The organism is Pseudomonas sp. NPDC085632 (assembly GCF_044541255.1).
GTDB lineage: Bacteria > Pseudomonadota > Gammaproteobacteria > Pseudomonadales > Pseudomonadaceae > Aquipseudomonas.
This window is the reverse complement of sequence record NZ_JBITSX010000009.1, coordinates 1-15,665: the sequence shown is the minus strand read 5'-3', so window position 1 is coordinate 15,665 and position 15,665 is coordinate 1. Positions and strand designations below refer to the sequence as shown.

At 57.3% G+C, this 15,665-nt stretch carries 13 protein-coding genes; 7 read left to right on the top strand and 6 right to left on the bottom strand.

Annotated elements, in window-relative coordinates; all coding sequences use genetic code 11:
• Positions 1-52: 52 nt before the first annotated feature.
• On the bottom strand, positions 53-1,486 hold the full coding sequence (locus tag ACIF4X_RS09455; RefSeq protein ID WP_397481908.1) for a heavy metal sensor histidine kinase: 1,434 nt from the start codon (positions 1,484-1,486) through the stop codon (positions 53-55).
• The gene (locus ACIF4X_RS09450; protein ID WP_141129127.1) at positions 1,483-2,157 is read right to left on the bottom strand and encodes a heavy metal response regulator transcription factor; all 675 of its coding nucleotides are present in this window, start codon (positions 2,155-2,157) and stop codon (positions 1,483-1,485) included. The genes ACIF4X_RS09455 and ACIF4X_RS09450 overlap by 4 nt, the downstream gene beginning before the upstream one ends.
• Before the next feature lie 549 nt (positions 2,158-2,706).
• Between ACIF4X_RS09450 and ACIF4X_RS09445 the strand changes: the two genes are divergently transcribed.
• From ACIF4X_RS09445 to ACIF4X_RS09415, 7 genes are all read left to right on the top strand, one after another.
• Positions 2,707-3,954: a TolC family protein gene (locus ACIF4X_RS09445; protein ID WP_397481907.1), complete on the top strand. Its 1,248-nt coding sequence runs from the start codon at positions 2,707-2,709 to the stop codon at positions 3,952-3,954.
• A gap of 47 nt (positions 3,955-4,001) precedes the next feature.
• Positions 4,002-5,195, top strand: coding sequence for an efflux RND transporter periplasmic adaptor subunit (locus tag ACIF4X_RS09440; protein WP_397481906.1), 1,194 nt, complete (start codon positions 4,002-4,004; stop codon positions 5,193-5,195).
• Between the two features lie 15 nt (positions 5,196-5,210).
• Positions 5,211-8,360 carry a CusA/CzcA family heavy metal efflux RND transporter gene (locus tag ACIF4X_RS09435; protein WP_397481905.1) on the top strand — a complete coding sequence of 1,050 codons (3,150 nt, stop codon included), beginning with the start codon at positions 5,211-5,213 and terminating at the stop codon, positions 8,358-8,360.
• Between the two features lie 212 nt (positions 8,361-8,572).
• On the top strand, positions 8,573-8,776 hold the full coding sequence (locus tag ACIF4X_RS09430; protein WP_397481904.1) for a co-regulatory protein PtrA N-terminal domain-containing protein: 204 nt from the start codon (positions 8,573-8,575) through the stop codon (positions 8,774-8,776).
• Positions 8,777-8,856: 80 nt separating this feature from the next.
• Positions 8,857-9,189, top strand: coding sequence for a DUF2790 domain-containing protein (locus ACIF4X_RS09425; RefSeq protein ID WP_397481903.1), 333 nt, complete (start codon positions 8,857-8,859; stop codon positions 9,187-9,189).
• A gap of 459 nt (positions 9,190-9,648) precedes the next feature.
• Entirely contained in the window at positions 9,649-10,029 is a 381-nt protein-coding gene (locus tag ACIF4X_RS09420; protein WP_397481902.1) for a DUF6124 family protein, read from the top strand.
• 85 nt (positions 10,030-10,114) lie between these two features.
• Positions 10,115-10,360 carry a hypothetical protein gene (locus tag ACIF4X_RS09415; protein WP_077573626.1) on the top strand — a complete coding sequence of 82 codons (246 nt, stop codon included), beginning with the start codon at positions 10,115-10,117 and terminating at the stop codon, positions 10,358-10,360.
• A 463-nt stretch (positions 10,361-10,823) separates the two neighbouring features.
• Here ACIF4X_RS09415 and ACIF4X_RS09410 read toward each other — a convergent pair whose 3' ends face one another.
• The 4 genes from ACIF4X_RS09410 to nuoN all read right to left on the bottom strand — a co-directional run bounded on the left by ACIF4X_RS09410 (position 10,824) and on the right by nuoN (position 15,536).
• Positions 10,824-12,149: an OprD family porin gene (locus ACIF4X_RS09410; protein ID WP_397481901.1), complete on the bottom strand. Its 1,326-nt coding sequence runs from the start codon at positions 12,147-12,149 to the stop codon at positions 10,824-10,826.
• A 247-nt stretch (positions 12,150-12,396) separates the two neighbouring features.
• Entirely contained in the window at positions 12,397-12,654 is a 258-nt protein-coding gene (locus ACIF4X_RS09405; RefSeq protein ID WP_397481900.1) for a hypothetical protein, read from the bottom strand.
• Between the two features lie 324 nt (positions 12,655-12,978).
• Positions 12,979-13,836: a hypothetical protein gene (locus tag ACIF4X_RS09400; protein ID WP_397481899.1), complete on the bottom strand. Its 858-nt coding sequence runs from the start codon at positions 13,834-13,836 to the stop codon at positions 12,979-12,981.
• Positions 13,837-14,072: 236 nt separating this feature from the next.
• The gene (gene nuoN, locus ACIF4X_RS09395) at positions 14,073-15,536 is read right to left on the bottom strand and encodes an NADH-quinone oxidoreductase subunit NuoN (protein ID WP_397481898.1); all 1,464 of its coding nucleotides are present in this window, start codon (positions 15,534-15,536) and stop codon (positions 14,073-14,075) included.
• Positions 15,537-15,665 lie beyond the last annotated feature (129 nt).

The following is a 15,665-nucleotide window of genomic DNA, read 5'->3' as shown; positions in this document are numbered from 1 at the left end:
TCCAGCTCCCACAGGTTTTTTTAGTGTTCACAAGATTCGGGTACCCCGCAGATCACTGTGGGAGCTTGCCTGCAAGCGATGGGGTCGTTGGCGTCACTGCAGGAAAGCCAAGCCGGAACACGGTCATCGCCCCCGGCAAACTCTTAACCTCCGCCACACCCTGATGCAGGCTCATGATCGAGCGCACGATCGCCAACCCCAACCCGGTGCTGCCCTGCGAACGGGAGCGGCTGCTGTCGACGCGGTAGAAGCGGTCGAACAGATGTGGCAGGTGTTGCGCCTCAATCCCGGCGCCGGGGTTGCTGACCAGCAGGGAGGCCTGGGTCGTACCTTGTTCGATCAGCAACGTCACGGTTTTCCCGTTCGGGCAATGACGCATCGCGTTGGACAGCAAATTCGAAATCGCCCGCTGAATCATCAAGCGATCACCCATCACCGTCGCACTGCCAACGACATTCAAATGAATGCTCTTATCCTGTGCCGACAACGAAAACATCTCGGCGACTTTCGCCACTTCAACCTCCAGCGCCACCGATTCAAACGGCGCCAGCGCCGACGGATGACTCACCTGCGCCAGAAACAGCATGTCCGAGACAATCCGCGCCACGCGCTCCAATTCCTCGGTGCATGACACCAACACATCTTTGTACTCATCCACCGAGCGCTCGCGCGAAAGGGTCACCTGCGCCTTGCCCATCAGGTTGTTGATCGGCGTACGCAACTCATGCGCCAGGTCATCAGAGAATTGCGACAACTGTTGCACCCCGGCATCGAGCCGATGCAGCATGAAGTTGATGCCTTGCGCCAATTCGCTCAACTCCTGCGGCATGTTCACCACGGACAGCCGATGTTCCAGATCCTGGGTCGAGACCATCGCCGCGACCTTGCGAAACTCCCGCAGCGGCGCCAAACCACGCTGCACCGCGCCCCAAGCGGTCAGGCCGATGAACACCAGCAACAACGGCAAGGCAATCAGCGTCGAGCGCAGATAGGCGCTGAGCAACGCCTGATCGTGGGCGTTGTCCATCGATAACAACACCGGCACGCTGCTGCCGTCCTTGAGGCGAATCAGCTTGGAAACCGTGAGGAACTTCGCGCCTTCGGCGTCGCTGCTGTCGGAGTAAGCCAGTTGCTCGTTGGTCGCCCGTACAGCCTTCAATTCAACGCGTGGATCGCTCAAGCCGCTGCCGGATTTGAGCAGCGGTGAACGCAGGTTCAAGCGGTCGTAAATGGTCAGCGTGAGGTTGTCATGGCCCATCACCTGATCGAGCAGAATGTGCGGTTTACCGGTGATTTCATTGGCGTCGACGTAAAGCGACAGGCTGTGTTCGACCTGCGCCATCTTCTTTTCCAAGCTGTCGCGCGACAGCGCATTCAGTTCATGGGTCAAGGCGAAATACGCCAGTATCGCCAGAAACACCACCAACAACGCGCCGAGAATACTCACCGTCAAACCGAGGCGCATCGACAGGCTGGTCGGCCTCATTCCCGCGCCTCCAGCACGTAACCGACACCGCGCAGGGTGTGGATCAGTTTGCTGTCGAACGGGTCGTCGATCTTCGCCCGCAAGCGGCGGATCGACACTTCGACCACGTTGGTGTCGCAGTCGAAATTCATGTCCCACACCAACGAGATGATTTGAGTGCGCGTCAGCACTTCGCCGGACTGACGCATCAGCAAATGCAGCAGGGCGAATTCCTTGGTGGTCAGGTCGATCCGCTGTTGCCCGCGAAACGCGCGATGGCGGCCCGGATCGAGTTCCAGATCAGCGACTTTCAGCACCTGCGGCACCGGGATGTTTTCACTACGACGCATCAAGGTGCGCACCCGCGCCAGCAGTTCGGGGAACTCGAACGGCTTGACCAGATAATCGTCGGCGCCCAGATCGAGGCCACGAATCTTGTCGGCCAGTCGCCCGCGTGCGGTGAGCATCATTACCCGTGTGGCGTGGGTTTTGCGCAGTTGTTCAAGCACGCCCCAGCCGTCCAGTTCGGGCAGGTTCACATCGAGAATAATCAGGTCATAGGCCTGTTGTTGCGCCAGGTGCAAACCATCGGCGCCGGTGGCAGCGTGGTCAACCACATACCCACTTTCGGTCAAACCCTGATGCAAGTATTCGGCAGCTTTAAGCTCGTCCTCGACGACAAGGATTCGCATGATCTTTCACCACTTTTATTTAATGGATATTTAATTTAAAAGGCCCTCACCCTAGCCCTCCCGAAACGTCGGACCGCCCATAGGGAGAGGGGACTGAATGCGGGATATTTCAGAACTACACCGACGTGAAAAAGCTTTACTGAATCCATAATCGACTTGATTTAACAGGTCGATGGAAAGTGTCAGACACCTCGGTCGGCTCCCTCTACCTCCGGGAGAGGGCTGGGGTGAGGGGAGTGCGGACCATAAAGGTTGTAGCGGCTACAGGGTCAACGCCCAAACGCTTTAGATCAGTGTTCTGCGACAGTCGGTCGCAGCTCAAAACCCAAAATTCTCAATAGTTTGATTCCGACAAGTGCTGTTCAGCAGATAACTACCGTGTTTTTGTTTCGATGTATTTCGATAAAACAATTTGCACTTCGCATCCTAAAACAAAACAACTTCGGCAAACCGTGGATAACGGATTTGTAATGTTCCAGTCACCTTGTCGATAAGTTCAAAACCCTACCGTGGCGGCATCCCAGATTCTTGAATAAAGGAAGTCTTCCATTGCCCGGTTTAATAGAACTGACGGTGCGATCACGCCTGAAAAAAACCGCCAGCGGCGTTCTGTTGCTGGCCTGTAGCAGCCTTGCAAACGCAGCGCCCCTGACGCTGGATCAAGCCCTGCAAAGCGCCTTCGCCGGCAACCCGGAGCTGGCCGCTGCGCAGTGGGAAATCGGCATCGCCGAGGGTGACCGCCAACAGGCCGGTCTGATCCCCAACCCCGAAGTGTCGTGGGAAGCCGAAGACACTCGCCGCAATTCGCACACCACCACAGTGATGCTCAGTCAACCGATCGAACTGGGTGGCAAACGCGGTGCACGCATCGATGTCGCCAGCCGTGCGCAAGACGCTGCCGGCATTGCACTGGAGCGCAAGCGCAATGCCTTGCGTGCCGATGTGATTCAGGCGTTCAACAGCGCGCAAACCGCGCAGCAACGTTTGCAGTTGTCGCGCCAGTCGCTGCAATTGGCCGAGCACGGCGTGCGTGTGGCGCAAGGACGGATCGAGGCGGGTAAATCGTCGCCGGTCGAAGGCACGCGCGCGCAAGTGCAGCTCTCGGAAGTGCGCCTTGAATTGAGCCGGGCAGAGCGCGATCAGGCCACCGCGTACCAACAATTGGCGCAAGTCATGGGCGCGCCGTTGCCGACGTCGACCAACGTGCAGGCGCCCACGCAAAGCATGCCGGCCGTTCCTCCACCGACAAGATTGCTCGAGCGGCTGAACGAAACCGCCGAACTGCGTCTGGCCAAGTTGCAGATCGATCAGCGCGAAGCATCGCTGGGCCTGGAAAAGTCCCAGCGCATCCCCGACCTCACCGTGAGCATCGGCAGCCAGTACAGCGAAACCGAGCGCGAGCGGGTCAACGTGGTCGGGCTGTCGATGCCGATTCCGCTGTTCAACCGCAATCAGGGCAACGTGCTCACCGCCGCCCGCCGCACCGACCAGGCACGGGATCTGCGCAACGCCACCGAGCTGCGATTGCGCACGGAAATCCAGACCAGCCTGGAGCAATGGCAGACCGCCAACGGCGAAGTCACCGCGTTCAACCAGACCATCCTGCCCGCCGCGCAACGTGCAGTCGACAGCGCCACGCGCGGTTTCGAAATGGGCAAGTTCGGCTTCCTCGATGTACTCGATGCGCAACGCACGTTGATCAGCGCTCGCAGCCAGTACATCCAGGCCGTCAGCGAAGCGACCGACGCCCGCGTGCGCCTCGAACGGATCTTCGGCGACCTCAACGTCAGCCGTTGAATTTCACTTTTCAGACAACTGCACGATGTCGGCGCAGAGGAGTTTCCATGGATAAAAAATTGATGGTGGTCGCGGTGGCGACGTTGGCGCTGGGGATTGGTATCGGCTCTATGTGGTCGGGTAAGGCAAGCATCGACGCGCATGCCGACGAGGCTTCCGAGCATGCCGATCACGCCGAAGAAGGCGCCGCTGCCGAAGCTGAGCATGGCGAAGAAGGGCACATCGAACTGAGCGCCGAACAAATCACCGCTGCCGGCATACAACTGGCCGAAGCACGGGCGCAAACCATCAGCCTCGGCCTGCCGTTCCCCGGTGAAGTGCGCTTCGACGAAGACCGCACCGCCCACGTCGTGCCGCGTGTGCCGGGCGTGGTCGAGACGGTGGCGGTCAACCTCGGGCAAACGGTGAAGAAGGGCCAGTTGCTGGCGGTCATCGCCAGTCAACAGATCTCTGATCAGCGCAGCGAACAAACGGCCGCGCAACGCCGTTTGGCCTTGGCGCGCACCACTTATGAACGGGAGAAAAAACTCTGGCAGGACAAGATCTCCGCCGAGCAGGATTTCCTCCAGGCGCGTCAGGCTTTGCAAGAGGCGGAAATCGCCGTGAGCAATGCCCGGCAAAAGATCAGCGTACTCAGTGGCAGCGTGGTCGCCACTGGCGGCAATCGCTATGAATTACGCGCGCCGTTCGATGGCGTGGTGGTGGAAAAACACCTGACGCCGGGGGAAGTCGTTGATGAAAGTACAGCGGCGTTCACCCTCTCGGATCTGTCGCGAGTGTGGGTGACGTTCGGCGTTTCACCGAAGGATCTGAACAAGGTGCAAGTAGGCAAAGCGGTCACCGTCAGCGCTGCGGAACTCAACGCGGAAGTGGTTGGCAGCGTGGCTTATGTCGGCAGCTTGCTCGGCGAACAAACCCGCACTGCGACCGTTCGCGTCACCCTTGAAAACCCGCAAGGCTCATGGCGCCCCGGTCTGTTTGTCACTGCTTTGGTGGCGACCGACAGCCGTGAAGCGAAAGTCGCCGTGCCGGAAACCGCGATCCAGACCGTTGAGGACAAACCCACGGTGTTCGTTCGCACCGACGACGGTTTCGAAGCACGCGCGGTTGAGCTGGGCAGTCGCGCAGCCGGTCACGTGGAAATCACCCAAGGCCTGGAAGCGGGCGTGCAAGTCGCCAGCGCCGGCAGCTTCGTCCTCAAATCGGAACTGGGCAAAGCCTCAGCCGAGCACAGTCATTAATTCTGGAAGGTCCTCATGTTCGAACGCCTGATCCAGTTTGCCATCGAGCAGCGCATCATCGTCCTGCTCGCCGTTCTGCTTATGGCCGGCCTCGGCATCGCCAGTTATCAAAAGCTGCCGATCGACGCCGTGCCCGACATCACCAACGTCCAGGTACAAATCAACACCGGCGCCGCCGGGTTCTCGCCGCTGGAAACCGAGCAGCGCATCACTTTTCCGATTGAAACCGCGATGGCCGGTTTGCCGGCGCTGGAGCAGACCCGTTCTCTGTCGCGCTCAGGCCTGTCGCAGGTCACGGTGATCTTCAAGGACGGCACTGACCTGTTCTTCGCCCGTCAACTGGTCAACGAGCGTTTGCAGATTGCCAAGGAGCAATTGCCCGAAGGCGCGGAAGCGATGATGGGGCCGATTTCCACCGGCCTCGGCGAGATTTTTCTGTGGACGGTTGAAGCGAAGGAGGGCGCTGTGAAGGACGACGGCACAACCTACACGCCGACCGACCTGCGGGTGATTCAGGACTGGATCATCAAGCCGCAATTGCGCAACGTGCCCGGTGTTGCCGAGATCAATACCATCGGCGGTTTCGCCAAGGAGTACCAGATTGCGCCGGACCCGAAACGCCTGGCCGCGTACAAGCTGACCCTCACCAATCTGGTCACGGCGCTTGAGCGTAACAACGCCAACGTCGGCGCCGGTTACATCGAGCGCAGCGGCGAGCAGTTGCTGATCCGCGCGCCGGGGCAAGTGGCGAGCACCGAGGACATCGCCAACATCGTCATGGCCAATGTCGACGGCACGCCGATCCGGGTGAAAAACGTAGCGACAGTCGAAATCGGCCGCGAATTGCGCAGCGGCGCGGCCACGGAAAACGGTCGTGAAGTGGTGCTCGGCACCGTGTTCATGCTGATCGGCGAAAACAGCCGCACGGTCTCGCAAGCGGTCGCCAGCAAGCTCGAACAGATCAATAAATCCTTGCCCCAAGGGGTGATCGCCGTTCCGATGTACGACCGCACGCACCTGGTCGACAAAGCCATCGCCACGGTGAAAAAGAACCTCATCGAAGGCGCGATTCTGGTGATCGCGATTCTGTTCCTGTTCCTCGGCAACATTCGCGCGGCGCTGATTACCGCGATGGTGATTCCGCTGTCGATGCTGTTCACCTTTACCGGCATGTTCAGCAACAAGGTCAGTGCCAACCTGATGAGCCTCGGCGCGCTGGACTTCGGCATCATCGTCGACGGCGCGGTGGTGATCGTCGAAAACACCCTGCGCCGCTTGGCTCACGCGCAGCAGCATCACGGCCGATTGTTGACCCGTGCCGAGCGTTTCAAGGAAGTCTTTGCAGCGGCGAAAGAGGCGCGGCGACCGCTGATTTTCGGGCAGTTGATTATCATGGTCGTGTACCTGCCGATCTTCGCGTTGAGCGGCGTCGAAGGGAAAATGTTCCACCCGATGGCGTTTACCGTGGTCATCGCTTTGCTTGGCGCGATGCTGTTGTCGGTGACCTTTGTGCCGGCGGCGATTGCGTTGTTCGTGACCGGCAAGGTCAAGGAAGAAGAGGGCGCGGTGATGCGCGGCGCACGTCGCGTTTACGCGCCGGCGCTGGCCTGGGTCATGTCCCATCGCGCAATCGCAGTGGGCGCGGCGTTGGGCGTGATCGTGCTCAGCGGCGTGCTCACCAGTCGCATGGGCAGCGAGTTTGTTCCGAGCCTGAGCGAAGGGGATTTTGCCCTGCAAGCGCTGCGCGTGCCGGGCACCAGCCTGACGCAATCGGTGGATATGCAGCAACGACTGGAAACGCTGATTCTGGCGAAGGTGCCGGAAGTCGAGCGCGTCTTTGCTCGCACCGGCACGGCGGAAATTGCTTCCGATCCGATGCCGCCGAACATCTCCGATAGCTATGTGATGCTCAAGCCGAAAGAGCAGTGGCCGGACCCGGGCAAGTCCCGCGAAACGTTGATGACCGAACTGCAAGCCGCCGCCGCGACGCTGCCGGGCAGCAACTATGAACTGTCGCAGCCGATTCAATTGCGCTTCAACGAACTGATTTCCGGCGTGCGCAGCGATGTCGCGGTGAAGGTGTTTGGCGATGACATGGATGTGCTTAACGCCACCGCTGCAAAAATCGCTGCTGCCATGCAGAAGGTTAATGGCGCATCCGAGGTGAAGGTCGAGCAAACCACCGGATTGCCGGTGCTGACCATCAACATTGATCGCGACAAGGCCGCGCGTTATGGGCTCAACGTGGGTGATGTGCAGGACACCATTGCCGTTGCGGTGGGCGGGCGTCAGGCCGGGACGTTGTATGAGGGCGATCGGCGTTTCGACATGGTGGTGCGTTTGTCCGATGCCATGCGCAAGGACATCGACGGGCTGTCGGCGTTGCTGATTCCGGTGCCTTCTGTGAATGGCTCGGCAAGTCAGATTGGTTTTATCGCCCTCAAGGAAGTCGCCAGCCTCGACCTGGTGCTCGGGCCGAATCAGGTCAGCCGCGAGAACGGCAAGCGTCTGGTGATCGTCAGCGCCAACGTACGCGGGCGTGATATCGGTTCATTCGTCAGCGAGGCCGGCGAAGTGATCGAACGTGACGTGCAGGTCCCGGCCGGTTACTGGACCAGTTGGGGCGGGCAATTCGAGCAACTGCAATCGGCGGCCAAACGCTTGCAGATCGTGGTGCCGGTGGCGCTGCTGTTGGTGTTCGGGTTGTTGTTCATGATGTTCAACAATCTCAAGGACGGTTTGCTGGTGTTTACCGGGATTCCGTTTGCGTTGACCGGTGGGGTCATGGCGCTGTGGTTGCGGGATATTCCGCTGTCGATTTCTGCGGGCGTCGGGTTTATCGCGTTGTCGGGGGTGGCGGTGTTGAACGGCTTGGTGATGATTGCGTTCATTCGTAATTTGCGGGAGGAGGGGCGGTCGCTGTCCGATGCCATTCACGAAGGTGCGCTGACGCGTTTGCGGCCGGTGTTGATGACGGCGTTGGTGGCGTCGCTGGGGTTTATTCCGATGGCGCTCGCCACCGGCACTGGCGCCGAAGTGCAGCGGCCGCTCGCCACCGTAGTGATCGGCGGAATTCTCTCCTCGACGATCCTCACGTTGCTGATCTTGCCGGCGCTCTACCAACTCGCCCATCGCCGGGAGGAGGACGCTGTTCCAATTCAATAGTTAATCCCCCTGTGGGAGCGAGCCTGCTCGCGAAGGCGATCTGTCAGTCAACAACGATGTGACTAAACCACCGCTTTCGCGAGCAGGCTCGCTCCCACAGGGGTTCCGTGCACTGATCCGGCAGATAACGGATCTGTAATTTCCCCGCCACCGTCACGATAGGTTCGCCTTGTTACCTTGATCCCGTCAGCTACTTAAACGAGGAATCAACCATGAAACTTGCCCAACTCTGTACCTTCGCAGCCGCTCTGGCGATCTCTTCCGTGGCCCTGGCCGAAGGCGGTGGCGACCGCACTTTCGAAAAAATGATGGCCAACAGCGAGCGCTCCGTGGAGTTGTTCGTCGCAAAGGAAAAAGCCGCCGGCAACCCGGTGGTCGTCACTGACAAGAAAGACGACAAAACCCGCGATCTGTAAGCCTGCTGCACCTGAACAAGCCCTTCATCGCGCATCGATGCCGGGCTTTTTTTTCAAGCCCGGACGGGAAGGAAATGGATATGAAAGTACTCAAGTTGATCGCATTCGCCGCTGTCGTGGCGGTGTCTGTGAATGTGTTGGCTGAAGGTGGCGGTGACCGCACTTTCGAACGCGCGCTCAGCGCCAACAGCAAAGCCATGGAACAGTACGCCGCCAACCAGGGCAAAGCGCCGCCGGTGGTGAAGGATTACGCGTATGGCATGAAGCTGGACGTGGTCAAAGTGGTGAGCGTGGTGAAGCCGCAGGCTGCGTGCAATGTCGTGCCCACCGCGATGACCTACGAGGATTCCAAAGGTCAGCTCAAAACCATCAAGTACAACGTGATGGGCGTGTGTCGTAACAACGGCGGCTGACCCCGGTTCCCTGTAGGAGCTGCCGAAGGCTGCGATCTTTTGATCTTGATCTTTAAAATCAAAGTCAAAAGATCGCAGCCTTCGGCAGCTCCTACAGGGTTGATGTTAAATATCACGATGCGTATTTCAATTCGTGATGTTTAAAGGTTGTGTGGGAATCGCGGAACCTTCCCACAATGTTTTCAGGTTGTCCGTCGGACGTCCGCTCTCTAGCCTGTGTGGGTCGCTGCCAATTCAGCGATCGGGATTGGAACCCCGTGGCTCAACTGAAGCAAAACGCACTGTTCATGACGTATGCTTGCGCACTTTCATGTGTGCACTCCGTTATGGCGGCTGTGCGCGGGAGACTTCGAGTCTGTCGGGTTTGCTCAGTTGCCCGGGTTCCAACCTGCGTACAGCTGCCACCCTTTCGCGTGGAACCGAAAGGGCCAGCTCCACCTTCAAGCTGAGTAAAACATTATGAAAAAGCCAACCCCAAATCCCCCAGAAACAGACGCCATCCCCGACGCCAACTCAACATCCCCTTACGCCTCCGTCGACACCCGAAAACTCCACGAAGCCGCCGACCGCGCCCTCGATTTCTACCTCAAACCCTCAGCCGCCATCATGTCCGCGCCGTACATCCCCAACCAGATGTTCCTGGTCAATCCCAAAGCCGACACCGAATCATTACTGGCCAACGCCAGCGAATCCCTGGCCTCGGCCACGGTGATGCTCGGTGACTTCGCCGCGCTATTAGGCGGCACCCATCGCAAGACCCTGCTCGGTATCGCGCAGGTCGTCATGCTTGGCGAACTTGCGGTGAACAAAGCGCTGGATAACGTAGATCCTGCTCAATAGATCACTGACAAAGTGGCGGGAGTTGTATTTCTCGCCACGCCGTGGCTAACGCAGGCCAATGCCCGAACACAACGGAGACAGGTCAATGCCTAGTCCAATTGAGCGTGACGTGATTACCGATCTCTTTTCAAGCTGTCGAAGAACAGATCGAAAGAAACAGCACGTGAATGTTCTTGCACCCGTCATGTGCCAGCAGACGATTCTGGAGGCGCAACCGTATCTTCTCGATGACGTCGCATTCAACGCATTCGAGCAGACTATCGAAGCTAACCCCGCCCGAAGCAATATTCGCTTACACCAATTGAAAGCTCGCCCAAAACGTTGGAGCTGACATTAACCGTCGCTGGGTGTGCTGCGGAAATCAGGTGACGTTTTTCGAGGCGTGCAAGTCGTAATGATTGGCGAACTGACGGTGAGCAGTGCGCTTGATGATGTCGAGCCTGTGGCTTATTTACCGAGGGTCGATTTTATTTGTGTTGCGTGAGGCTCTCACAATCCCTCATCTGCCCTTTTCGAAGCGGTGGACAACCCCAAAGGAGAAAGGGAGCAGATCTTCAAGCCATTCAAAACCAGAGTACGCCCCGGTTTTTCGGGTCGATGTATTTCCACTAAGCAGCTCGGTCAGTCCCCTCTACCTCTGGGAGAGGGCTAGGGTGAGGGCCGGGCCCAAACCTGGAATACATAACCACGGCAAAACGCAGCGCAAAAAAAGGCGCCCCGAAGGACGCCAAAGGATTCACCTCTTACCAAAGGAGCAAGGAGCTTCTAAAGGTGAATTTGCATCAACCGCGCAATCAAAGAATCGCCAGCGGATACTCGACAATCACCCGCACTTCATCCAGATCCGACTCGAACGCCGTGGCGCGGGTCGTGGCCTGGCGCAAGCGCAGTGATAGGTCTTTCATCGAGCCGCTCTGCACCACGTATTTGACTTCGATATCGCGCTCCCAACGTTTCTGATCGGTCAGCGGATTACCCTCGGCATCGCGGCGCATGTACACCGCGTTGGCATTGGAATAATCAGCGTCGGTGCCGCGCGCGTAACGGGTCATGAACGACAAACCGGGTACGCCGTAAGTGCTCATGTCGAGGTCATAACGCACCATCCACGAACGCTCTTTCGGCGAGTTGAAGTCGCTGTACTGGATCGAGTTGTCGAGGAAGATCGAGTCGGACTGGCGCAAATAATCGAAGTCGTCGTTGCCGTTGTTGCGCTGGTGGGAGAGGGCGACCGAGTGGGCGCCGAGCTTCACGCCGACGCGGCCGCTCCAGATGTTGTTGTCGAACTCGCCGAGCAGTTGTTTGCCCTCATCGACGGCCTTGTAATAGTTCAGGCCACCGAACAGCGACAGGTCATCGGAGAGTGGGTAGGTCCAGGCAGTGCCGGCGTAATACTGATTCCACGCATCCTTGAGCCGACTGGAGTACAGGCTGAAACTGAGATTTTTGTTCAGCACATAATCGCCGCCGCCATAAGCGATCCACGGCGAGTTGACCGGGCCGGCGTAGAACGTGGCGAAGTTCTCGCGCATGTCGCTCGACACCGGTTGGCTCATCGCGTGCAGGCGACCGCCCTGAACCGACAAACCCTCAATGCTGGTGTTGGTCGCCGTCACCCCGCGAAAACTTTCCGGCAGCAGGCGCGAGTCACCGGCCGCGACCATCGGGTTGGCCGGGAATACATCACCGACCTTGATTACCGTGTCGAACGCCCGGATTTTCGCAGCGCCACCGACCTTGGTGTATTCGTCCCGCGCCTGGCCGTCACTGTTGACCGGCAACACATCAAACGAACTGCGCCCGCCATTACGGCCGTCACCGCTGTCGAGTTTCAGTCCGATCATCGCAAACGCATCAACACCGACCCCGACGGTGCCTTGAGTGAAACCGGATTCGAATTTGCTGATCACGGCATGCGCCCAGGCTTCGGAATAACCATTGCCGGTCGGACTGGACTGGCCGTTGCGATGATCACGATTGAAGTAGAAGTTGCGGTTGAGCACCGTCAAGCTGCTGCCTTCGACAAAGCCTTCAGGCTTGTCTTCTGCAAACACCATGGACGGCCCGGCGCCGATCACCACCGCTAAAGCGGAAATCGACATTTTTGAATTGTTAACCATCAAACACTCCTTGGGTTCGGCAGAACGGGAACGTGCGTCGGCGTGGGTTTTATTGTTCGGCGGGGCAGGGCCCGCCGGCATGGTCGCCGGGTCACATCGTTGCAAGCTGCGGATAACGCCAAGGTGATGAGGGAATTACAATTTCGTCATGTGGTTATTTTGATTGAGTGAACGCCGCCCGGAGCAGGCTCGCTCCCACAGTGGTTTGAGTGAGCCTGATAGGTCGCATGAGTGCAGATGTGGCTTTTTATCGTTCGAAGGTATCCAGCAAATTGTGTGATAGAGATGCATCAAATTCTTCGGGAAGTGTGAGTTTGCCCTTCATGGCGCCGATCCGTTCTACACGCGTCTTTTGTAAGATGATTTTGCCTTGGCGTTCTTCGCTTAACGCATCAAGGCCATTCATCAATTCTGAATAAATATCCCGCTTCATGGTCCGTGGATCTCCACTTGATAGGTGATCCTCAAATTTAACCGCAATGACCTTCTGCAGAAGGTCAGCCATTGCTCGATGCTTTGCAGGAAAATTCTTAAAAAGGTGAGAGTGTGAAGACCAAGAAAGCATAGCGAGCGATCATCTGGACGCGCTGGCGCAGTCTGCTGATACTGAATCCTACAAACGCGAAGGCGGGCCCTGAAGGTGCCGCCTTTTTATAAAGTTCTGCGAGGGCAAGAGTGCTTTAGTTGCGTTCTCATCTGTTATCTAAAGCTATCTCTTTTCTATTGATAACTTTTTCGTTAACGATACGACGTACAACCGGTGCAGAAGGTTTCTCTGGTGGTGTAGGTCTTGTCGAATTTTGTGGCTTAGGCCGATCATTAGTAGCTTTCATTTCTGATCCCTGTTGGTGCCGCCGTTAACATCGTCGTATGTTCTTCTAGAAGATGGAGCAGTCGGTTTGACAGGAACTTGGGGCAAAGGTTTTTTTTCACTTGATGTTGGCTTATTGGATTCGCTCAATTTTCCTGCCCCTTTTTCAAGAAGTATATTCTCAAGGATTATAGTCCTTTTTTTCAGATCTGCTACGCCTTCGGCTGTTGAGTCATTCAGCAACTGCTTTCTCAAGTCGGATATTTGGTCGCCCACGTAAGTATCTTTTATTGCAAAATTTTTCCTGGGCGAGGAGGTATCCATGTCAAAAAGGACAAACAACAAGCTACCGATAGCAAGAGGAATGCAGGCCATCAGAAAAGTTGAAATGGACTTGAAAACCCATCGTGATCGCTCTTCATTGACTAAAGCATTGTGTGTGGAGCAACTGATGTAGGTGTTTGAAATGAAGCTTGCAGTTTCTTTGTCAGGATCGATCAAAGGTATTTGCTCGTGCTGCGATACCTGTGAGTTATATTTGCCAAGTTCAATGTTGTATTGTGTTTGGTTGTCGTAATACTCTTTTATTTTTTCTGCGTATGGCATTCTGTTGAATTCAGATCCGCTAAAGGCTCTGAAGTTGAAGTATGTAGAGATGGTTGAGATTGTCAGGGTTAAAGTTACGAGAAAAGAAATGATGTATGCAATTTCGGGGTTGAAGGTGAAATCCAAAAAACGAGCTAGGTAGATGGTTGCAGAAGCTAGCGCAAATATCGCAGTAAAAATTATTTGAGTTTTTATCGAGATGCTGTTTTTTATCTCTTCTTCGTATGCATACATTTTTTCATATGTGGTGTGGATGTTGTCAGTGTTCAATATGGTTTCCTTGTGCCCTGTTGGTCGGCAAGTACTTTCAATGTGCCTTCGAGTTTTCGCGTTGCCTCACATATACACAATAGCTCCAACAGCCGGATGCGGACTGTAGGACGAAACCGATAATTGAGCGGGAGCTTTCTGGGCTTTCAGCAGGGAGGGCAGGGCAACAGTAAAAATCCCACAACAACAAAAACGGCACCCGAAGGTGCCGTTTTCATTTCTAGCCCGCCGAACTATCAGCCCGCCAGACCCGCCTGCTGAACCAGGGTCAGCAATGGCTGCGGGTACACACCCAGGAAGAACGCGACCAGGGCGATGGCCAGCAGCATCACGCCGCCTGCCTTCTGTTCCCAGTGCAGCTGGGCGTCGTGGCGACGCAGGTTTGGCTCGATCAGGTACAGGGTGACCATCACGCGCAGGTAGTAGAAGACGCCGATGGCGCTGCCCAGTACCAAGGAGCCGACCAGCCACCATTGGTGCGATTCAACACCGGTAGCGATGATGTAGAACTTGCCGATGAAGCCAGCAGTCAGCGGGATACCCGCCAGCGACAGCATCATCACGGTCAGTACGGCGGTCAGGTACGGACGGCGCCAGAACAGACCGCGGTACTCGTACAGCGCGTCTGCGTCACGGCCGTTGTACGGCGAGGACATCAGGGTGATCACGCCGAAGGCGCCGAGGCTGGTGATCACGTAGGTGACCAGGTACACGCCGATGGCTTCCACTGCCAGACCCTTGCTCGCTACCAGCGCGATCAGCAGGTAGCCGAAGTGCGCGATGGACGAGTAACCGAGCAGACGCTTGAGGTTGCTCTGGGTCAGGGCCAGCAGGTTACCGAACAGGATCGAGGCGATGGCGATGACGGTCAGTACGTCGCTCAGTACGCCACTGCTGGCGGCAGGGGAGATCTGGAACAGACGCACCATTACCGCAAACACGGCTACTTTCGAAGCGGTCGCGAGGAACGCAGCCACTGGAGCCGGTGCACCTTCGTAAACGTCAGGCGTCCACAGATGGAACGGTACCAGCGACAGCTTGAACGCCAGACCGATCAGCATCATGCCCAGGCCCAGTTGCGCCAACGAGCTAGGCAGGCCAGTTGCAGCCAGAGCCTGACCGATACCGACGAAGCTCAGCGAACCCGAGTCGGCGTACAGCAGCGCCATACCGAACAACAGGAACGCGGAACCTGCGGCCGACAGCACCATGTATTTGATGCCGGCTTCCAGCGAACGTTTGTTGAAGAAGGCGTAAGCCACCAGACCGTAAACCGGTACCGAGAGCAGTTCCAGACCGATGAACAAACCGGCCAGGTGCTGCGCGCTGACCAGAACCAGACCACCGGCGGCGGCCATCAGGATCAGCAGGTACAGTTCTTCACGGTTGCCCGGGTAACCCGAACCGCCATCACCCAGATAGGCATGAGCGAGGGTTACACAGGCGAGGGTGGCGACCAGGATCAGCGCCATGTACAGGCAAGCGAAGGTGTCGATCTGCAGCAATGGGGTCACGGCCAGAGGCGCGACTTTCAGGGCTGGGAGGATCGACAGCAGGGCCAGGTTCAGACCGGCGACCGAGATCAGAAAGGTCTGCGAGTGGTTGCGGCGCCAGGCGATTGCCAGCATCACCACGATAATGGTGAGGCTGGTGATCAACAGTGGCGCAAGCGCAATACAGTGTTGAATCGTGAATTCCATAGCGCTCTTACCGGGCCGAAGCGAGTTGAGTGAAGGCGGTGCCGATCAGTTCGGTGCCGGCGAAGGAGAAGATCGCCATTTGAAATCCGGCGAAGAAGCCGAACAAGCCGTTGGGGAACGCTGCCTGTT